This window comes from Helicobacter pylori (assembly GCA_008032955.1).
GTDB classification, from domain to species: Bacteria; Campylobacterota; Campylobacteria; order Campylobacterales; family Helicobacteraceae; genus Helicobacter; species Helicobacter pylori_DC.
Window position 1 is genome coordinate 1,542,397 of the sequence record CP032046.1, and the last position, 19,539, is coordinate 1,561,935.

19 protein-coding genes, 1 tRNA gene and 1 pseudogene are annotated in these 19,539 nt (G+C 40.2%); 4 read left to right on the forward strand and 17 right to left on the reverse strand.

The annotated features are described in order from the left end of the window. Positions 1-57: 57 nt before the first annotated feature. The 10 genes from D2C72_07565 to D2C72_07610 all read right to left on the reverse strand — a co-directional run bounded on the left by D2C72_07565 (position 58) and on the right by D2C72_07610 (position 8,121). The gene (locus D2C72_07565) at positions 58-855 is read right to left on the reverse strand and encodes an urease accessory protein UreD (GenBank protein QEF44067.1); all 798 of its coding nucleotides are present in this window, start codon (positions 853-855) and stop codon (positions 58-60) included. After that, positions 855-1,454, reverse strand: coding sequence for an urease accessory protein UreG (gene ureG / locus D2C72_07570; GenBank protein QEF44068.1), 600 nt, complete (start codon positions 1,452-1,454; stop codon positions 855-857). Before ureG ends, D2C72_07565 begins: the two co-directional genes overlap by 1 nt. 28 nt (positions 1,455-1,482) lie before the next feature. Further along, a complete protein-coding gene (locus D2C72_07575; GenBank protein ID QEF44069.1) occupies positions 1,483-2,247 on the reverse strand; it encodes an urease accessory protein UreF in 765 nt (254 codons plus the stop codon). A gap of 23 nt (positions 2,248-2,270) precedes the next feature. Continuing rightward, positions 2,271-2,783: an urease accessory protein UreE gene (gene ureE / locus D2C72_07580; protein QEF44070.1), complete on the reverse strand. Its 513-nt coding sequence runs from the start codon at positions 2,781-2,783 to the stop codon at positions 2,271-2,273. 1 nt (position 2,784) lies between these two features. Further along, positions 2,785-3,372, reverse strand: coding sequence for an acid-activated urea channel (locus D2C72_07585; GenBank protein QEF44071.1), 588 nt, complete (start codon positions 3,370-3,372; stop codon positions 2,785-2,787). Positions 3,373-3,563: 191 nt separating this feature from the next. Next, the gene (locus D2C72_07590; protein ID QEF44072.1) at positions 3,564-5,273 is read right to left on the reverse strand and encodes an urease subunit beta; all 1,710 of its coding nucleotides are present in this window, start codon (positions 5,271-5,273) and stop codon (positions 3,564-3,566) included. A gap of 3 nt (positions 5,274-5,276) precedes the next feature. After that, positions 5,277-5,993 carry an urease subunit alpha gene (locus D2C72_07595; GenBank protein ID QEF44073.1) on the reverse strand — a complete coding sequence of 239 codons (717 nt, stop codon included), beginning with the start codon at positions 5,991-5,993 and terminating at the stop codon, positions 5,277-5,279. 252 nt (positions 5,994-6,245) lie between these two features. Continuing rightward, positions 6,246-6,321, reverse strand: a tRNA-Val gene (locus tag D2C72_07600). Positions 6,322-6,341: 20 nt separating this feature from the next. Further along, the gene (locus tag D2C72_07605) at positions 6,342-6,761 is read right to left on the reverse strand and encodes a lipoprotein signal peptidase (GenBank protein QEF44074.1); all 420 of its coding nucleotides are present in this window, start codon (positions 6,759-6,761) and stop codon (positions 6,342-6,344) included. Between the two features lie 46 nt (positions 6,762-6,807). Then, positions 6,808-8,121: a phosphoglucosamine mutase gene (locus tag D2C72_07610; protein QEF44075.1), complete on the reverse strand. Its 1,314-nt coding sequence runs from the start codon at positions 8,119-8,121 to the stop codon at positions 6,808-6,810. A gap of 112 nt (positions 8,122-8,233) precedes the next feature. On the opposite strand from D2C72_07610, the gene D2C72_07615 reads away from it, so the two are divergent. Both D2C72_07615 and prfA read left to right on the forward strand, forming a co-directional pair. Then, positions 8,234-8,503, forward strand: a complete 270-nt coding sequence (locus D2C72_07615) for a 30S ribosomal protein S20 (GenBank protein QEF44076.1) — start codon at positions 8,234-8,236, stop codon at positions 8,501-8,503. 123 nt (positions 8,504-8,626) lie between these two features. Next, positions 8,627-9,685, forward strand: a complete 1,059-nt coding sequence (prfA, locus tag D2C72_07620) for a peptide chain release factor 1 (protein QEF44077.1) — start codon at positions 8,627-8,629, stop codon at positions 9,683-9,685. A 155-nt stretch (positions 9,686-9,840) separates the two neighbouring features. On the opposite strand, the pseudogene D2C72_07625 reads toward prfA, so the two are convergent. Beyond that, positions 9,841-10,025, reverse strand: a pseudogene (locus tag D2C72_07625) (hypothetical protein). 57 nt (positions 10,026-10,082) lie between these two features. Here D2C72_07625 and D2C72_07630 point away from each other — a divergent pair. Further along, a complete protein-coding gene (locus tag D2C72_07630) occupies positions 10,083-10,883 on the forward strand; it encodes an outer membrane protein (protein QEF44078.1) in 801 nt (266 codons plus the stop codon). 168 nt (positions 10,884-11,051) lie between these two features. Continuing rightward, positions 11,052-12,824 (forward strand): dentin sialophosphopreproprotein, encoded by a 1,773-nt coding sequence (locus tag D2C72_07635; GenBank protein ID QEF44079.1) that lies wholly within the window; start codon positions 11,052-11,054, stop codon positions 12,822-12,824. 416 nt (positions 12,825-13,240) lie between these two features. Here D2C72_07635 and D2C72_07640 read toward each other — a convergent pair whose 3' ends face one another. The 6 genes from D2C72_07640 to D2C72_07665 form a co-directional block, all read right to left on the reverse strand. Beyond that, a complete protein-coding gene (locus D2C72_07640) occupies positions 13,241-15,262 on the reverse strand; it encodes a methyl-accepting chemotaxis protein (GenBank protein QEF44080.1) in 2,022 nt (673 codons plus the stop codon). A gap of 160 nt (positions 15,263-15,422) precedes the next feature. Beyond that, positions 15,423-15,812 (reverse strand): 30S ribosomal protein S9, encoded by a 390-nt coding sequence (locus D2C72_07645; protein QEF44081.1) that lies wholly within the window; start codon positions 15,810-15,812, stop codon positions 15,423-15,425. Beyond that, complete coding sequence (gene rplM / locus D2C72_07650) at positions 15,809-16,234, reverse strand: 50S ribosomal protein L13 (protein QEF44082.1); 426 nt, start codon at positions 16,232-16,234, stop codon at positions 15,809-15,811. The genes D2C72_07645 and rplM overlap by 4 nt, the downstream gene beginning before the upstream one ends. A 311-nt stretch (positions 16,235-16,545) precedes the next feature. Beyond that, positions 16,546-16,734: a hypothetical protein gene (locus D2C72_07655; GenBank protein QEF44083.1), complete on the reverse strand. Its 189-nt coding sequence runs from the start codon at positions 16,732-16,734 to the stop codon at positions 16,546-16,548. Between the two features lie 6 nt (positions 16,735-16,740). Next, positions 16,741-18,093: an FAD-dependent oxidoreductase gene (locus tag D2C72_07660; protein ID QEF44084.1), complete on the reverse strand. Its 1,353-nt coding sequence runs from the start codon at positions 18,091-18,093 to the stop codon at positions 16,741-16,743. 53 nt (positions 18,094-18,146) lie between these two features. Beyond that, the gene (locus D2C72_07665; protein ID QEF44085.1) at positions 18,147-19,520 is read right to left on the reverse strand and encodes a hypothetical protein; all 1,374 of its coding nucleotides are present in this window, start codon (positions 19,518-19,520) and stop codon (positions 18,147-18,149) included. Positions 19,521-19,539 lie beyond the last annotated feature (19 nt).

Below are 19,539 nucleotides of genomic sequence, written 5' to 3' on the forward strand. Positions count from 1 at the left end.
AGTTAAAAAAAGGGGGGGGTAAAAAGACTAAAGGAATTTAATCTTTTTGAAGTGCTTTTAAATCTTTGGCGTAATCGTTTGGGTGATAAAGCGAGCGATTTTTTCTCTTAAATGCAACAAGGGTTCTGAACCTTTCGCTAAAGCTTTTAGGCATAAATGAGAACTAGCGATTTCGCTCACGGCTCCATCCACTCCTTTGCTCTCTTCAATGCATTCTCGCGCGCCAGACAGCTCTATGGGGCAATTGACAAGCACCAAATTCAAATAATGTGTATAGCCATCAAACATGCACATGTTATTCATGTCGGTGGTTTTGGGATCTAAAATCGTATTATCATAATAGATGGGCTTCTCATCTTGTAAAATAGCGATTTTGGTGTGCAGGCGGTTGAATTTAAACAACTCATTGCGCGCCACTCGCCCAGCGACAATGATTTCACTATAAAGCAATTGGGAGCTAGAGCGTAAAGAAATCGTGGTATTGCCCTTAAAATGCGCGTTTTCAAAGGGGATTAACGGGAAAGGCGCGAAGTCTAAAAAGGCGTTTTCCCCCACAACGATATGCATGTCTCTGCTGGCAAACCCGTCTTCAGTGTTATGGATTTTTTCAAAGGATTGCGAAGTGATCCTTAGTTTGCAATTTTGACCGATGCTTAATTGCATGTCTTGTGCATCGCCTTTCATTAAGCCAGGGCTTACCGCTAAAAGCATGATTTCAGCTAAATCGTCTTTAGGGTAAAAGGGCGCCATGAGCTTAAAGGGGGGCGTGAAGAAATTGTCTTCAATCACGCACCGCCCATCAGCCCCTATTTTGGTTTTTAGCCTGAGCTTGGATTCTTGAGCGTAAGTGTTCATCAATCTTCCAATAAAGCGTTGCGCTTAATCCATGCGATCACATCGTCTAGGCCTTCTTTAGCGCGGATATTCGTAAAAATGAAGGGTTTTTCGCCGCGCATCTTTTTAGAATCCCTTTCCATGACTTTCAAGTCCGCTCCCACATAGGGGGCTAAGTCAATCTTATTGATGACAAGCAAGTCTGATCGCGTGATTCCTGGTCCGCCTTTTCTGGGGATTTTATCGCCCTCAGCCACATCAATCACAAAGATCGTAAAGTCCGCTAGCTCTGGGTTGAAAGTCGCTGAAAGGTTGTCGCCTCCGCTTTCAATCAAAAGCAGTTCCAAATTAGGGAAACGGCCATGCATTTCTTCTACCGCTTCTAAATTCATGGAAGCGTCTTCTCTAATAGCGGTGTGTGGACAGCCCCCCGTTTCTACGCCAATGATCCTCTCTCGTGGCATTACTGAATTTTTACACATAAACTCCGCGTCTTCTTTAGTGTAAATATCGTTAGTGATGACCGCCATGTCATAATCCTTTGACATGTGGCGCGTTAAAGCTTCAATCAAGGCGGTTTTACCGCTTCCTACAGGACCACAAACTCCAATTTTTACCATAAAATTCCTTTCAATTTGAGATTAAAATTCAAGACATATAAAGGCGCGAGTATAAACTCTCGTGTTGCATCGCCTTAATGTCGTTTTGAACGCTTGCCGCACACAGGTGGCTTTCGTCTAGTTCTAGGGTTTTTTCTATGAGCTGGTTAAAAAGGCTTTGCAAGCTCAATAAGATTTTTTGCCCGTCGTTTTGAGATAGTGGGACGCTTTTAACGCAGTTGATTACCATGTTGGAAGTTTGCGCATAAAGATAATGCCTTAAAGCCTTTTTCAATTCAATCCCCAAACTCGCCGCAAAAACGCCATAGCTAGTGGCATGGGTGGGATCTTTGGTTTGTTGAGCGTAAGCGTTGAAAAATTCGCCCATGTCTAATTCGTTCATAGCTTGTAAGGTTTTAATGAAACGATTGCCTAGCTTTTGATTGGCTAATCGTAATTCCATGGGGCTTGTGGATAGCCTAATGATTTCTTCAATCCCTAAGATTTTTTCTAAATCTTGTTGGAGGGCACTTTCATAGGTGAGTTTTAAGCTCAGCATTTCCGTGTAAAGGAACTGGCTAGAGAGATTGGCTTTTAAATACTCTAAAGCACTTTCTTTATGGGTAACCCTTTTTTGCTGAATATAAGTTTCTAGCCCAAAAGAATGCGTGTAAGATCCAATAGGGAACACCGCATCATTGACTTGCAAAATCAGAAATTCATTATCCACATGAGCATTGTTGTCTGTCTTTGGGGTTTTTGGGGGTATACCCACGCTTTTTTCAGTGCTTTTCACGCTCTTTCCTTTATCCATTCTGTTATTTTTCTATTTCTTTTCTATTTCATGACCACTTTAAAATCGCTCGCTAGTGAGACCTTAAAATTAGGCTCACTATGGGGCATGCTCACGGTTAAGCGTTCTTTGGAATCCAGTTTTGAACTTAAAACACGATTTTGAACCCCTAGCTTTTCTAATAACGCTAGCGTGGGCTTTTCAAATGGTGTTTTAAATTCAAATTGAGACTCGCCATAGTATAAAGCCGCATGGCGGTTCCCTATTTCGTAGCATATTTTCGCTACTTCTGCCACGCTCTTGGCTTGGATATGAATGACTTCAGAATCCAAGATATTAACGGCGATAATTTCCTTCTCTTCTTTAAATAAAATATCCCCTTGAGAGAGACCCAACTTGGGAGCGTCTTTAAGGCGTATGGCTATGTCTTTGCCTTGCCTGGTTTTAAAACGAGCGATTTTTTTCCTCGTTTCAAACCATTCTAAATCCACATAATCCACATTGAAATCCAAGGGGTTTAAATCCCTTAGATTGCCCATTAAACGCTCTATGATCATCTCACACCCAGTGTTGGATAAAGAGTAACCAAGCAGGGATCCAAGCGGTTAAAATACCCTCAATGATAGCAAGCCATGGAGTGAATTTCCCTAAAGGGATTTTCAAGATGTTTTCAATGAAAGCGGTAAGCCACAAAACACCCCAAGCCAACCAAATGATCGCCCACCAATCGCCTTCAGTGATGCCTAACACTTTGTGGTCATCAAGCATATCGCTATAGTGGGATAAAATTGCAGCAGGAACAGTGTTGATCGCTACGAATAAGCTATACCAAGAATAAGGCCTCCAATCCAAACCAAAAGTGTGGTTGATGGCCGCATACAAGTAGGTAAAACCAAACAATAACCCAGTCGCTGGCCCATAGAAATTAGTCAAATGGTGCGATACTTGAGCAATATCTTCAGCACCTTCTACAGGGGCTGTAGGGTTGAGAGCGGAATAAGTGATGACAACCACATTACAAATAATGGAAAGTCCGCCCACAAAAAAGTTCATCACCGCAGTGCTTTTAGGATCGACTTTGGTTAATCCGCAAATCCCATTGCTGATTAAAACAATCCCAACATATAACAATACAAGTCCTAGCATTGCCTTTTCCTTCCAAACAAAAATTTTTACAACAAACGCACCTTACGAATAACTTTTGTTGCTTGAGCTAATCATAAAGAAAAATAGTAAATTGACAAAAAATAAAAACAAAAAAAGCCCCCAATTTTTTGATAAACAAAAAATCAGAGAGCTAAAAACTAAGGATTTAAGGAGCGTTGCTCCTAAAAATCCTAGAAAATGCTAAAGAGTTGCGCCAAGCTCACTTTATTGGCTGGTTTAGAAGTGACTTCTTTGCCATCCACGAACACATGGTAAGTTTCAGGATTGACTTCAATGTGAGCGGTAGTGTCGTTGAATTGCATGTCTTTTTTAGTGATGTTTCTGCAATTTTTTACCGGCAACACTTGTCTTTCAAGCCCTAATTCTTCTTTAATGCCTTTGTCATAAGCTGCTTGAGACACAAAAGTGATGTTTGCATCGTATTTAGCTTTACCATGATGAGCGAACATTTCTCTGTAATAAACCGGTTGTGGGGTAGGGATAGAAGCGTTCGCATCACCCATTTGACTTAACGCAATGAACCCGCCTTTAATGATCATGTTGGGTTTCACGCCAAAGAATGCTGGACTCCACAATACCAAGTCAGCCACTTTGCCCACTTCTACAGAACCTACATACTCGCTAATCCCATGAGCGATCGCTGGGTTAATGGTGTATTTAGACAAGTAGCGTTTGATCCTGAAGTTGTCGTTATCGCCTTTTTCTTCTTTCAAGCGGCCAAATTCTTTTTTGTTTTTGTCAGCTGTTTGCCAAGTCCTAGTGATAACTTCACCCACACGACCCATCGCTTGAGAGTCAGAACTAGTGATGGAGAAAATCCCCATGTCATGCAAAGTGTCTTCAGCCGCAATGGTTTGAGGGCGAATCCTTGAATCAGCGAACTGAACATCTTCTTTAATGCTTTTATCCAAGTGGTGGCACACCATAAGCATGTCCATGTGTTCGGCTTCTGTATTCACAGTGAAAGGGATAGTGGGGTTAGTGGAAGCGGGTAGAATGTTGTGTTCACCGGCCACTTTAATAATATCAGGAGCGTGTCCGCCACCAGCGCCTTCAGTGTGGAAAGTGTGCATAGTGCGTCCGGCAATAGCAGCCATAGTGTCTTCTACACAACCAGCTTCATTCAAAGTGTCTGTGTGGATAGCGACTTGCACATCGTATTTGTCCGCAACATCTAACGCATGATTGATTGCAGAAGGAGTGGTGCCCCAGTCTTCGTGGATTTTAAAGCCAATCGCACCAGCTTCAATTTGATCGGCTAAGCTCGCGTCGTTAGAAGCGTTACCTTTAGCTAAGAAACCTAAGTTCATAGAATATTCTTCAGCCGCTCTGAGCATCCATTTTAAATTTCTTCTGCCTGGAGTGATAGTAGTCGCATTAGTGCCATCAGCAGGACCGGTTCCGCCACCAATCATGGTTGTTACACCGCTTGCAAAAGCTGTAGGGATTTGTTGGGGGGAGATGAAGTGGATGTGTGTGTCAATACCACCAGCAGTTACGATCAAACCTTCACCGGCTAAGGCTTCAGTAGCAGGGCCCACGCTAAGATTGTTTTTAACGCCATCTTGCATGTCTTTGTTACCGCCTTTACCGATGCCAGCGATTTTGCCGTCTTTAATACCAATATCCGCTTTGTAAATACCGGTGTAATCCACGATTAAAGCGTTAGTGATGATTAGATCTAGCTCTTCTTTGCTAGGGTTGTTAGATTGGCTCATGCCTTCTCTTAGGGTTTTACCGCCACCGAATTTAAGCTCTTCGCCATAAATGGTGTAGTCATGTTCTACTTCAGCGATCAAGTCTGTATCGCCCAATCTCACTTTATCGCCTGTAGTAGGACCATACATAGAAACATATTCTTTTCTGCTAATCTTTTTCATTTCTTACTCCTTAATTGTTTTTACATAGTTGTCATCGCTTTTAGCGCCATGAAAACCACGCTCTTTAGCTCTGTGTAAAGCAATTTTTTTGCTTTCGTTGTCTGCTTGCCTATCAACCAACGCGTTAAATCCAAAGATTCTTCTGTTACCGCCAATGTCAATCAATTCTACGGATTTTTCTTCGCCAGGCTCAAACCTTACCGCTGTCCCGCTCGCAATGTCTAAGCGTTTGCCGAAAGTTTTTTCTCTGTCAAAGTCTAGGCATCTATTCACTTCAAAGAAATGGAAGTGTGAGCCGATTTGAACCGGTCTGTCGCCAACATTTTTAACTTTCACGCTAACGGCTTTTTTGCCTTCGTTGATAGTGATGTCTTCATTTTTTAAGAACAACTCACCAGGAACTAATTTACCATTGGCCTCAATAGGGGTATGCACGGTTACGAGTTTGGTCCCATCAGGAAACATCGCTTCAATACCCACTTCATGGATCATGCTTGCCACGCCATCCATCACATCATCTGGTTTTAAAAGAGTGCGTCCTTCTTGCATCAATTCAGCCGCAGTCTTTTTACCAGCTCTCGCTTCTTCCATAATATGGGCACTAATCAAAGCTACCGCTTCTACATAGTTAAGCTTAATGCCTTTTTCTTTGCGTTTTTTAGCCAATTCTCCAGCGTAGTGGAGCATCAACTTGTCTAACTCTTTTGGGGTGAGTTTCATCTCATTCTCCTATTCTTAAAGTGTTTTTCCTTGAAGACATAACGAAATCAAGGCTAGATGTAATTGTAGCAATGTTTTGATTTACTAAGATTAACAGAAGCGTTCATTAACTAATTATTATTTAAAATGAATTAGTGTTATAGTTTTGAAGCGCTATAAAAGCGTTATTGGAAGCGCGTTTAATACCCCTTTAGAATTTATATAAAGATCAAAAACTCGCAAAAAAAATGAGAATTAAAATTGGAGTGATAATGGTGGCCACGACTGGACTTGAACCAGCGGCCACTACCATGTCAAGGTAGTGCTCTACCAACTGAGCTACGCGACCTTTTATTTTAAAAAGAGTGATTATGCCTTAATTTTGTTTTGTTTTTGCTTAAAAAAGAATTGTCTTAACAATAAAACGCCCACGCCCACATCTATCATGACATCAGCGAAATTAAAAATGGCAAAATCAAACCCATAATGATAATACACATAATCCACCACGCCCCCATGCACAAACCGATCCAAAACATTAGAAACCCCAGCGCCAAACACCATGCCAAACTCTATCGCATGGCTTTTAAAAAGCTCCTTTTGGCGCATTAAAAAGATAAAAAGCCCTAAAATCAAAAGGATTTGCAAGTATTTCAAACCCCCCTCTAAAAAACTGAGCAAGGAAAACGCCACGCCTTTATTGAACACCAAAACAATATCTATAACCAAACTTTCATAGCGAAACCCCTCTAAAATAGCGTATTTAATCGCTTGATCCACGCCAAAAATAAGGAAAAAACCCCTATAAAAACCAACAGGCTTTTTTTAGTGGTTTTTAGCACAAATGCCCTTCAAAAAACTCTTTTAATTCTTGCATTTTGGATTCTAAAAGTTTTTCATCTTTAGCTTCTAAAAGGATTCGCAGTTTGTTTTCAGTGCCGCTATAGCGGATCAAATGGCGGATTTCTAGCTTGTCTAATTCTTTTAAAAGAGCGCTATAACCTTTCAGGCTTTCTAAAGGGGGCTTTTTTTGGATATTCAAATTTATTAGGCTTTGGGGGTATAATTCAAAGGGGTTTAACGCAACAGAGCTCACTTGCTTACTTTCTAACACTAACGCGCTCACTTGCAAAGCACACACCAAGCCATCGCCTGTTTTAGCGTAATCGCTAAAAATGATATGCCCGCTTTGCTCGCCTCCAAAATTGGCTTTGTTCAATCGCATGCATTCGCTCACAAACTTATCCCCAATCGCGCAATGCTTCAATTCTAAATCTTGGGATTTTAAGTATTCTTTAAGGGCTAAATTGCTCATGCTCGTAGCGACAATCGCTTGAGAAGAAAGGGCGTTTTTAGATTTTTGATAAACCCCTAACACCCCTAAAAGCTTATCCCCATGCACGATATTCCCTAAATTATCCACCACCACTAGCCTGTCAGCATCGCCATCAAAAGCAAAGCCTAGATCTGCGCGGTATTTTTTCACTTCCTGACTCAACTGGTTGGGGTGTAAAGCCCCGCATTGCTCATTAATATTACACCCATTAGGCTCATCATTAATCACTAACACATCAGCCCCAAGCTCGCTAAAAACGACCGGAGCCACCTTATAAGCCGCACCATTAGCGGTATCTAGCACGATCCTTAAACTCTGTAAATTCAAATGTTTGGGGAAAGAGTGTTTTAAATGCACGATATAGCGCCCTATGACATCGTCTATCCTTTTAGCGCTACCGACACTCTCGCCCACTTTATAACTAGAATGCAGCAATTCTTCATCATGAAAGATTTCTTCAATCGCTCTTTCTTCTTCTTCTTTAAGCTTATAACCATAAGAATTGAAAAACTTGATACCATTATCTTCAAAAGGGTTGTGGCTCGCGCTTATCATAATGCCCGCATCACAGCGCATGTCTTCGGTTAAAAACGCAATCGCAGGGGTGGGCATAGGCCCTATTTGAATCACATTATAGCCTATGGAAGTTAAAGCGCTCACTAAAGCGTTTTCTACCATATAGCCGCTTTTTCTAGTGTCTTTACCAATTAAAATTTTATTCGTTTGAGAATGTTTTTTAAAATACAACCCGGCAGCAACGCCCAAACGCATCACAAACATGGGGGTGAGTTTCACCCCTGCTTTACCCCTCACGCCATCAGTCCCAAAATTTTCATCGTTATAAAATACCTTTTAAACTATTTTTAATCAATTTTTAGATAGAATTATGCCAAATTTTATATTACAAAGGGATTAAAACAAGGCTATGGCAAATCATAAGTCCGCAGAAAAGCGAATCAGACAGACCATTAAAAGAACCGAACGCAACAGGTTCTATAAAACTAAAGTTAAAAATATCATTAAGGCCGTGCGTGAAGCGGTCGCCATCAATGATGTAGCAAAAGCTCAAGAGCGTTTGAAAATCGCTAATAAAGAGTTGCATAAATTTGTCAGCAAGGGGATTTTAAAGAAAAACACCGCTTCTAGGAAAGTCTCAAGGCTTAACGCTTCAGTGAAAAAAATCGCTCTCGCTTAGTTTTGGGGCGTTTTTAACTTCTTCAAGCTCAGTAGTGGGTTTTTATTATTGGGCTTCTTTTTAAGTTTTGCGTTTTTTAGATTGTTGTATTTTTTATTCACATCTTTTTATAGGTAGTCTTGCATGTCTATTCTAGCTGAAAAGCTTTCTTCCATTCTCAAACGATACGACGAACTCACAGCGTTGCTTTCTAGCGCTGAAGTAATTAGCGATATTAAAAAACTCACCGAATTGAGCAAAGAGCAAAGCTCCATTGAAGAAATCTCCATAGCGAGTAAAGAGTATTTGAGCGTTTTAGAAAATATCAAAGAAAATAAAGAGCTTTTAGAAGACAAGGAATTGAGCGAACTGGCTAAAGAAGAGTTAAAAATTCTAGAAATCCAAAAAAGCGATCTAGAAACTGCCATTAAGCAACTCCTTATCCCCAAAGACCCTAACGATGATAAAAACATCTATTTAGAGTTAAGGGCCGGCACGGGGGGCGATGAAGCGGGCATTTTTGTAGGGGATTTGTTTAAGGCGTATTGCCGTTATGCGGATTTGAAAAAATGGAAAGTAGAGATAGTGAGCTCTAGCGAAAACAGCGTAGGGGGCTATAAAGAAATCATCGCTTTGATTAAGGGCAAGGGCGTGTATTCAAGGCTCAAATTTGAAGCAGGCACGCATCGAGTCCAAAGAGTCCCCGAGACAGAATCTCAAGGGCGAATCCACACTTCCGCTATCACAGTAGCGATCATGCCTGAAGTGGATGATGTGGAAGTTTCTATCAACCCTAGCGATTTAAAGATTGAAGTGTTTCGCGCTGGCGGGCATGGGGGGCAATGCGTCAACACCACAGACTCTGCGGTGCGCATCACGCACCTTCCCACCAATATCAGCGTGAGCATGCAAGATGAAAAATCCCAGCATAAAAACAAGGATAAAGCCCTAAAAATCTTAAAAGCGCGCCTTTATGAAAAACAAATTGAAGAGCAGCAACTCGCTAACGCCAAAGACCGAAAGGAGCAAGTGGGTAGTGGGGACAGGAGCGAAAGGATCCGCACCTATAATTACCCGCAAAACCGCTTGAGCGAACATAGAATCAATTTAACTCTGTATAGTTTAGAAGAAATCATGCTTTCAGGGAATTTAGATGAAGTGATCAACCCTTTAATCGCTCATGCTCAAAGCCAGTTTGAATAAGACCATTACTAAAACGATAAAACAAAGCGATAAAACAGCCTTTTTAAAGATAGCCACCCATTAGACCAAAAACCCTAAAAGCTCTAAATTTTCGCCCCACACAAAAATAGCGTAAAAGCTTCCATAAAATATAGTTAAATATAATTTTAAATTATTTATATATATAAATACATTTTTAAAAAATAAAACGATTTATTTAACCCATTCTTAACGAAAAATTCACTTTTTTGTGATATAACTCAAAAGCTTAATATTTGTAAGAGCGAATTGTATTCTGTAGAAGCGAATGTATTCAAGGACAACTCTCAAATTTTGATGATCCCCTATATTTTTGCGCCATAGCATGAATGCAATAAAAAAAGAAATCCTTAGGATTTCTCACATTAAGGAGTTTTAAATGAAAAAAGTTTTTTTAGGTATGGCATTAGCCATTAGTGTTTCCATGGCAGAAAAAAGCGGTGCGTTTTTAGGAGGGGGGTTTCAATATTCTAATTTAGAAAACCAAAACACCACCCGCACCCCAGGCGCTAACAATAACACCCCGATAGACACTTCAATGTTTAGTAACAATCAAACAGCTCCAACCCCCCAAACGCAGAGCGCTTCTAAATTGGATACTAAAGTCAATCCAAGCGTGACTAACACCAATAATTACGGGCAAATGTATGGGGTAGATGCGATGGCAGGGTATAAGTGGTTCTTTGGTAAGACCAAACGCTTTGGCTTTAGGACTTATGGATACTACAGCTATAACCATGCGAATTTAAGCTTTGTAGGCAGTAAGCTTGGAATCATGGATGGCGCATCTCAAGTGAATAACTTCACTTATGGCGTGGGCTTTGATGCACTCTATAACTTCTATGAAAGCAAAGAGGGCTATAACACAGCAGGGTTGTTCTTAGGCTTTGGATTAGGAGGGGATTCGTTCATCGTGCAAGGAGAGAGCTACTTGAAATCTCAAATGCAAATTTGCAACAACACCGCCGGCTGTTCAGCGAGCATGAACACGAGCTATTTCCAAATGCCTGTGGAATTTGGCTTTAGGAGCAATTTCTCTAAACACAGCGGGATTGAAGTGGGCTTTAAATTGCCTTTATTTACCAACCAATTCTATAAAGAAAGGGGTGTAGATGGATCGGTAGATGTGTTCTATAAAAGGAACTTCTCTATCTATTTCAACTACATGATCAACTTCTAAGCCTTTCTCTTCTTTCCAACAGAGGGTTTTTTAAAAACTAAAGAAGCGCTTAAAACAGAACTTTTTGTTTTTTAGGTTTTATTTTTTACTTTGGCTTGTTTTTAAAAGTCATTTTGATTTCTAAAAATAGTCTATAATGCTTCCAACAGATATTTTTTAAGGTTATAAATGAAAGCTATAAAAATACTTTTTATGATGACACTCAGTTTAAACGCTATTAGCGTGAATAGGGCGTTGTTTGACTTAAAAGATTCGCAATTAAAAGGGGAATTAACGCCAAAAATAGTGAATTTTGGGGGTTATAAAAGCAGCACCACAGAGTGGGGAGCTACGGCTTTAAACTATATCAATGCGGCTAATGGCGATGCGAAAAAATTCAGCGTGCTAGTAGAAAAAATGCGTTTTGGCTCTGGCATCTTGGGGAATTTAAGAGCGCATGCGCATTTAAGGCAAGCCCTAAAATTGCAAAAGAATTTGAAATATTGCCTTAAAATCATCGCTAGGGATTCTTTTTATAGTTACCGCACCGGTATTTATATCCCCTTAGGCATTTCTTTAAAAGATCAAAAAACGGCTCAAAAAATGCTCGCTGATTTGAGCGTGGTAGGGGCGTATCTTAAAAAACAACAAGAGAATGAAAAGGCTCAAAGCCCTTATTACAGGAGCAACAACTATTACAACTCTTACTATAGCCCTTATTATGGCATGTATGGAATGGGAATGTATGGCATGTATGGCATGGGCATGTATGATTTTTATGACTTTTATGATGGCATGTATGGATTCTACCCTAACATGTTTTTCATGATGCAAGTTCAAGATTACTTGATGTTGGAAAATTATATGTATGCGATCGATCAAGAAGAGATTTTAGACCATGACGATTCTGTTAATCAACTTGATACGCCTACTGATGATGACAGAGATGATAAGGACGATAAATCCTTACAGCAGGCTAATCTCATGAGCTTTTATCGTGATCCCAAATTCAGCAAAGGCATTCAAACCAACCGCTTGAATAGCGCTTTAGTCAATTTAGACAACAGCCGCATGCTCAAAGACAATTCGCTTTTCCACACTAAAGCCATGCCCACTAAAAGCGTGGATGCGATCACTTCTCAAGCCAAAGAGCTTAACCATTTAGTGGGGCAAATCAAAGAAATGAAGCAAGATGGGGCGAGTCCTAGTAAGATTGATTCAGTTGTCAATAAAGCTATGGAAGTGAGGGATAAATTAGACAATAATTTAAACCAGCTAGACAATGACTTAAAAGATCAAAAAGGGCTTTCAAGCGAGCAACAAGCTCAAGTGGATAAAGCCCTAGACAGCGTGCAACAATTAAGCCATAGCAGCGATGTGGTGGGGAATTATTTAGACGGGAGTTTGAAAATTGATGGCGATGATAGAGATGATTTGAATGATGCGATGAATAACCCCATGCAACAACCTGCGCAACAAACGCCCACCAACAACATGGGCAACACCCATGCAAATGACAGCAAGGATCAAGGGGGTAACGCGCTCATAAACCCTAACAGCGCCACTAACACCGATGACACTCACACCGACGACACTCACACTGACACTAACGCCACAAACGATACCAGCACCACTGACACCCCCACTGATGATAAAGATGCTGGCGGCATGAACAATACCGGCGATATGAATAATACCGATACCGGCAACACAGACACCGGCAACACTGATACCGGTAACACTGATGATGCGAGCAACATGAGCAACGGCAACGATGATATGGGTAATACTAATGACGACATGAACAACGGCAACGACATGGGCGATGACATGAATAATGCGAACGACATGAACGATGACATGGGTAATAGCAACGATGACATGGGCGATATGGGGGATATGAACGATGATATGGGTGGCGATATGGGAGACATGGGGGATATGGGCGATATGGGGAATTGAGATTAACCCCCCCAATATCAAAGAGTGATAGCTAAAATTTTAAGGAATGTTTTTATCCCACTAGCGCGAAAAACTCTGTCCTTTAGGGCGCAAGATGTGAGTGCATAGCTGTTAGACTATATTCAAGCTTAAAAGATGACAAAATACCTTTTAGGCTAGGAAATACCCATGCAGACTTTAAAGAGCTTTTTATATTAGCATTCGTTAGGGCGATTAGAAAGCCCCTTGCTTTTAAGGAGGTTTCACTTATAGTAAAAATGATTCTTTTAAGGTGGTAGGGGGTATTTTGCGATGAAAATTAACCCCCAACTAACTCCCCTAAAAACGCTTTTTAAAGAGCCTTTCATTAGCGTTTTTTAGGGCGTTTTAAAAAGCCCTTTAGGCACTCTCACATTTTAGGTGCTCAAAATGTGAAATTAAAATTTCTTCTTGCTCACATCTTCTAAAATATCTTGAGAGATCCCATCAATTTTAGTGCTGACTTGTAAAGAATGATTAGCGATAGTCAAATTATCCTGCACATCTTGTTGCAAGGCGTTAATGGAGTTGTGAATGTTTTCTACGCCCTTGTTTTGCATTTTAATAGACTCAGCGTTATCGGCAATGCTTTGAACTAAAATATTGATATTGGCTTCAATTTCGCTGAGCGATTTTTGCGTCCTTTCAGCGAGCTTTCTCACCTCATCAGCCACCACCGCAAAGCCTCTGCCATGCTCGCCAGCCCTTGCGGCTTCAATAGCGGCGTTTAGGGCTAAAAGATTGGTTTGATCGGCAATATCTCTAATCATATCCACCACGCTTTTAATGTCTTCGCCTTGAGAGATCATCTCTTGGCTTTTAGAATCAATGGTTGTGATAATATTAGTGATTTCTTCTAAGGATTGAGTGGTGTTTTTCAGGCTTCTTTCTTGTTTGTGAGCGGTTTTGGTTAAGTTATCCACGCAAGTTTTTAAATCTTTGGATTCATGATTGAGCGCGTTTGCAAACCCTAAAGAAGCTTTAAGCATGCTAGAAATTTCTTGCCCTAAAGTGTTGAGCGCTTTTTCCATGTTGGCTTTAGGGTTTTGGATGTGGTGGGTGAAATCCAGGTTTTTATAATGCTCTAGGGCGTTATTTAGGGCTTCAATATTGGCGCCAATTTGGTTGCGAAAATACTGGATAATGCTATTAATCGTATTTTTTAGGGCTTGCAAATCTTTATTTTTAGGCACGCATGCGATTTCTTGCGTGAAATCCCCATTTTCCACATGGTTTGTTACTTCAATGCTGTTTTGAATAGCTTGATTATCGGCTTGAATGCTTTCTTGGGTTTTAAGAATGTTTTCATTAATAGAAGCTTGCATTTGCCCGATTTCATCATAAGCGCTTGGGGGCGTTAGGCTTATGGCATGGTTATTTTTGGGGTTATTAAGCAAGTTGAAAAAATCATTTAGGGTGTTATTGACCCTACTGATGCGTTGGGTTATAAGACTAGAAATAATGACAAAGACTAAAAGGGCTAACACCAGCACGCCTAAAATCAAGGTGGTGATAATAATGTATTTGGTGTTTGTGGCTTCTTTAAAGACTAAAGATTTATTGACATATTTCCCAATTGCCCAACGCCACTGATTGCCGTTATCCCCTTTTTCTTCAAAAAAATCAAAGGGCTGTATGGCTAAAAAGGTTTCTGTATTCCCGCTCAATGAATGGTAGCTCAAAGTGCCCGCTTCGTTTTGATTGTAATACTCCACAGCTTTAGCGACTCTTTTATCCGGATTGATAGCGCTTAAAATCTTATCTTGGATCTCACGATTAGGGTTGATTAAAAGCCTGCCATCTTTCCCCATTAAAAAGGTGTTACTCTTTTTCTTGCCTACCACATCTGTATAAAAAGCGTCAATGTTTAAAAAGAGGTTCAGCGCGCCTATAGTCTTTTGATTCTTGTCCATTAAGGGGAGGGTAATATCCATGCCATAGATTTTATCGCCATTAACCTCTTTATAATAGGGATCTGAATGGGTTGTATCTTTGAGCGAACGGATTTGATTGGTCATATTTTCATTGAGTGCGGTATTAGGGTAGGCGATTTTTGAATCCATTTTTATAGCAGTGATGGTCCGTTCATTACTATCCGTATAAATCGCGCTAATCAATAACACATGAGAGTTTGCTAACAAAAACTCAGAGAGCATGCGCTTTTTTAGGGTGTCGTTGATAGCGCTATTTTCATCGCTTAAAAGTTTTTCAAGGGTGTTAGCGCCAATAAAAATGCGTTTCATGATGCCTTGAATCTTAAAACTGACTAACTGAGCCTTTTTTTGCAGCAATTCTGTGGCTTGGCTTTGCAACACGCTTTCAACCTTGTAGCTGATAATAACGCCCATAACAGCGCTAATCGCAATGACAACCGCACACACCATCATGACAATTTTAGAACCAATTCTTGTAGATTTCATTCCCTTTGCCCTTTTAAAACTATTAATAGAGAATTATTATACATTATTTTGAAATTTTAATAGAACAATAATAAAACAAGAGAGGACAAAAAAGCAGAAAATAAAAGAGAGCCAAAACCCTCCAAAGCTCCCCCAAAGGAGAGGCAAAAAGAAATAAAAATTACCTTTTGGAGAATTGCGGGCTTCTTCTGGCCTTTCTTTTACCATATTTTTTGCGTTCAACCACCCTTGAATCCCTAGTGAGCAAGCCTTTAGGTTTTAAAACGGCTCTAAAAGCAATATCATAAGCGTTCAAAGCTTTAGAAATGCCATGCCTTAAGGCTTCCGCTTGCGCTGAGTAGCCCCCACCAAAAACCACCGCTTTAATATCCACAGATTGCTCTTGTTTGGTTAAAAGTAAGGGCTGCATGACTTTCATTTTAATGGCTTCATGCCCGCCTAACCATTGATTCAAGCTCTGTTCATTGATACTCAATTCGCCTTTACCGGGAGTGAGCCACACTTTAGCGATAGCGGTTTTTCTTTTACCGGTAGCATAGATTTTTCTCATTTAGCGTCCTTTTTGCTAGTTTGTGCGGTGTGAGGGTGCTTATCATCACGATAAACTTTGAGTTTTTTAATCATCGCTTTCCCTAATTTCGTTTTAGGGAGCATGCCCCTAACGGCTAAGTGGTAGAGCTTTTCAGGGGTTTTTTCTAGCATTTCTTGGAGAGTCTTGCTCTTAGTGCTGCCAAAATAGCCTGAATGGGTAAAATACTCTTTATCCTCTAATTTCATGCCTGAAAATTTAACCTTATTAGCGTTGATAACCACCACAAAATCCCCACAATCCACATTAGGGGTGTAAAAAGGGCGGTGTTTGCCTCTTAAAAGCACAGCGATTTCAGTGATCAAGCGGCCAAAAACTTTGTCTTTAGCGTCTAAAACGACCCAATCACGAACGATGTCATTGACTTTAGCAGTCTTTGTCATGAGAATCCTTTGATAAAATTAAAGCACCCATTATAAGGAAATAAGCTTAAATGTTGCTGAATTTAAGGAAAGTTTAAAGTTTAAAAAAGGGATTTTGGCTATTTTGTTTTATCGTTTTAGATTTTACTTTACTATATAATATAGATATAGCAAAACTCATTTTCTTAAAGGGATAGGGGGGGCATTTTGAAATAACTCTCCCCTACAACCCCCAACTTAAAAACCCCCTAACCCCAAAAAATCGCTCAAAAAATACCGCTTGATTAAAGATAAGCTCTTTACTATTTGATCGTAAAAATACCAAAAAGCCTTTATTTTTGCTCCTGATTAAGCCTTTCTTCTATCTTTTTGATTTGTTGGCTCATTTGAGCGCTCGCGTTGATTTGATTGATGAGCATGTAAAGGTTTATCATCATCAAAAGCACCACCACAATCCCTAAAAAAAACACGATTTGAACGGCTTTTTTAGCGATCTCTAGGGCTTCTTGTTCTTTTTGCATGCGTTTTTAATTTTCCAATTCTTCTGGGGATAAATCTTTATAAAAGCGTTCTAATGCAAAGCTCTCGCCCAAATACGCAGCGATTTCTTGGGAATCCACAAGGGCGTTTTGCAAGCAACTCGTCGCGCCTGGAGAGGGGGTCATGTTGAAAGTGATGCCTTTATGCGTGCAAATCTTTTTTTCGCCTAATTCCAGCTTTCGCTTGGTTCTGTCTAAAACTTGCGGACGCACTTCGCCAAAACCATGAGCGTATTCTAAATCTTCTAGACTAAGAGAGGGAATGATTTTTTGAGCGTCTTTTAAAAATTTCCTTTTACCGATAATGGGCAATTCAAAAACCATGTTTTTAAACACATAATTACGGATTTCTTTATCGCTCATCAAATCAAACGCGATCTTAAACACGTCTTTATTCAAATCCATTTTCAACAATTCCAAGCTAATGCCCTTAAGCCAACATTTGTTGCGCTCTAATTTAGGCATCGTTAAAGCCGTAGGCCCGATTCGTGTTTTTCCTTTAATGACAGCATCAGGGTCGCCATGCACGGCTGCAAAAGGGAGTTTGGGGTTTTGAACGGTATAGACCTTACCCCTTAATAAATCCGGCACAAAATAAAAGCTGCCCGCCACAGGCAAGCACCCTAAATCCAGGCCATAGCCCATGCTCTGAGCCAAAGGCAAAGCGTAAGAGCCAGCATTGACTAGCACGAATTTAGCATACACTTCTTCAGCGTCTTCTGAAATGAGCGCGTAAGTGTCGTTGCGTTTTTCAATCTTTTTCACTTTGAAATTCAAAAACACCTGGTTGTTAGGCTTTAATTTTAGGGCTTCTTCAACGAAGTTTTCGCTCAACTTCGCAAAATTCATGGTGCTCCAATCTTTTTGATAACCATGCCCAACAATATTTTCATGCCTGTCTATGCCATTAGCCCCTAAAATCACATTAGGCTCTAATTCTTTAATCTTTTGTTTGTCAAATTCTTCCAACCCCACAAAGATTTCTTTAAAGGATTCGTAGCGTTTTTTCATGAACTCGCATTCTTCATCGCCTACACCTATGGCCATTTTCTGGGTTTCAAAAATCACTTCATTTTGCAAGCCTTTGTTCAAAGCGTATTGTCTGGTCTTATAAGCGCTCAAACGCACTTTTTTAGCTTTTTCAGGAGTGTAATTCGTTTCAATAGAGCCATCATGAATGGTTTGCGAATTAGCCTTAGCGCTCGAGCTGATTTGAGCTAATTTAGAGCATTTTTCCACGATAGCCACGCGCTTTAAAGAGCTGTATTCGCTTAGGGTATAAAAGGTCGCGCACCCTGAAACCCCACCTCCAATAATCACAGCATCAAATTCCATACTCATTGTCTTTCTCCAAATGTTTTAAATTGATAAATCGTAATCATAGTATAAGAAAATCAATTCGCATTCAAAGGGCTTGAAGTTTTATTGACAAAATCTTTCAAATCGCTCATTCCAAGCACCCTATCAATCAATAATTTCTTTTTAGAAAACGCCCCATTATGTTCTTCGGCTAACCATAATGAAGTGATCACCACGCCCCCTATTTTATGGCTCAAGGTTTTAAAATGCTTTTGGGTTTGCACCGACCAAATGCTGTGAGCGACTATCGCTTGATGGTTGCGTTCGCCTAAATAGAGCATGATATGCCCTTTTAAATAGATGAGCGTTCCAAAAGGCGTGGCGTTTTTAAGGATGTAGTCTTCTTTTTCTTTAGCTTTCATGGAGCTTAAATCCACATAATTGTTCGCATAGCGGCTTTGCGCGTAGGAATTTCTGGGGAGCAAAATACCAAAATTAGCGAAACCATCCCTAGTGAAAGCCGAGCAATCCCTATTGCCCAATAGCCCACCCCAGCCGTATTTTTGCCCTAGCATGGTGTCTATAAAATACGCCATGTTCTCGCTAGTAAAAGCCTTAGGGAAAACAAAAAAATCCTTTTCATCTAAGATCACGCTTTGTAAAGTTGCATAGCCTTTAGCGTCTCTCAAAAAACCATAGGCTTTCAATTCCTTTTTTTGGGGTTTTTGAGATGCGTTTTGACTTTGGGGGATAAGAGCGAACAATTCGCCCACTCTAGCATTGGTGTAAAAATCCCCATAGTCTGTATAAAGGGGGATTTTATCTTTTATAGGCATGACATAGTTTTTAAGCTTGGTTAAAAGCTCTATGTCTTTATCGCGCATGTAAGCTAAATCGCTGACTTTAATCCAGCCATAAACAAAACTGCTTTGAATGTGGGCGTAAGTTTTATCTAGATTAAAATGCGTGATTAAAACCGGCGTGCCTTGAAAAATCAGCGAATTTTGATACCTATCAAAAGGATAGCCTTTTTGAGAAAGATAATAAGGCTTGTTAGTAGGCACAGCCCTCACATCGCTATCTCGCACCACAACAGCCTTAATCTTAGCGCTTGGGTAATGCGCAATATCCATGCTTTTAATAAGCTCGTCATTGAAAGCTTTTGCGTTGGGTTTTAGATCTTCGCCATAACCGGTGGATTTATTCATTTCCTTAAGGATCCAAAACACTTCTTTTTTATTGCTTTTGACTTTCGCATCTAGCCATGGGGAATACCACGCTTTGAGATAGTTCTCTTTCAGATTTTCTCTTAACGCTTGGGGGTCAATGCTTTGGTTATTATGACTGCCATTTTGAGAGCTTGCAAGATAGCTTGAAGCCTCTTGGGGCAAGGATAAATCTTTGAGCGTGAAATCCTTTTTCATGCAACCCACAAACAAAAACAAGAAAACTACAAGAAAATAACGCATGCTTTAGAGAACCTTAACA

What these genes read in the sequence shown, in the direction of transcription:
- D2C72_07565 (QEF44067.1), bottom strand. Translation starts at nt 855, where the DNA reads ATGAACACTTACGCTCAAGAATCCAAGCTCAGGCTAAAAACCAAAATA.
- ureG (QEF44068.1), bottom strand. Translation starts at nt 1,454, where the DNA reads ATGGTAAAAATTGGAGTTTGTGGTCCTGTAGGAAGCGGTAAAACCGCC.
- D2C72_07575 (QEF44069.1), bottom strand. Translation starts at nt 2,247, where the DNA reads ATGGATAAAGGAAAGAGCGTGAAAAGCACTGAAAAAAGCGTGGGTATA.
- ureE (QEF44070.1), bottom strand. Translation starts at nt 2,783, where the DNA reads ATGATCATAGAGCGTTTAATGGGCAATCTAAGGGATTTAAACCCCTTG.
- D2C72_07585 (QEF44071.1), bottom strand. Translation starts at nt 3,372, where the DNA reads ATGCTAGGACTTGTATTGTTATATGTTGGGATTGTTTTAATCAGCAAT.
- D2C72_07590 (QEF44072.1), bottom strand. Translation starts at nt 5,273, where the DNA reads ATGAAAAAGATTAGCAGAAAAGAATATGTTTCTATGTATGGTCCTACT.
- D2C72_07595 (QEF44073.1), bottom strand. Translation starts at nt 5,993, where the DNA reads ATGAAACTCACCCCAAAAGAGTTAGACAAGTTGATGCTCCACTACGCT.
- D2C72_07615 (QEF44076.1), top strand. Translation starts at nt 8,234, where the DNA reads ATGGCAAATCATAAGTCCGCAGAAAAGCGAATCAGACAGACCATTAAA.
- prfA (QEF44077.1), top strand. Translation starts at nt 8,627, where the DNA reads ATGTCTATTCTAGCTGAAAAGCTTTCTTCCATTCTCAAACGATACGAC.
- D2C72_07630 (QEF44078.1), top strand. Translation starts at nt 10,083, where the DNA reads ATGAAAAAAGTTTTTTTAGGTATGGCATTAGCCATTAGTGTTTCCATG.
- D2C72_07635 (QEF44079.1), top strand. Translation starts at nt 11,052, where the DNA reads ATGAAAGCTATAAAAATACTTTTTATGATGACACTCAGTTTAAACGCT.
- D2C72_07640 (QEF44080.1), bottom strand. Translation starts at nt 15,262, where the DNA reads ATGAAATCTACAAGAATTGGTTCTAAAATTGTCATGATGGTGTGTGCG.
- D2C72_07645 (QEF44081.1), bottom strand. Translation starts at nt 15,812, where the DNA reads ATGAGAAAAATCTATGCTACCGGTAAAAGAAAAACCGCTATCGCTAAA.
- rplM (QEF44082.1), bottom strand. Translation starts at nt 16,234, where the DNA reads ATGACAAAGACTGCTAAAGTCAATGACATCGTTCGTGATTGGGTCGTT.
- D2C72_07655 (QEF44083.1), bottom strand. Translation starts at nt 16,734, where the DNA reads ATGCAAAAAGAACAAGAAGCCCTAGAGATCGCTAAAAAAGCCGTTCAA.
- D2C72_07660 (QEF44084.1), bottom strand. Translation starts at nt 18,093, where the DNA reads ATGAGTATGGAATTTGATGCTGTGATTATTGGAGGTGGGGTTTCAGGG.
- D2C72_07665 (QEF44085.1), bottom strand. Translation starts at nt 19,520, where the DNA reads ATGCGTTATTTTCTTGTAGTTTTCTTGTTTTTGTTTGTGGGTTGCATG.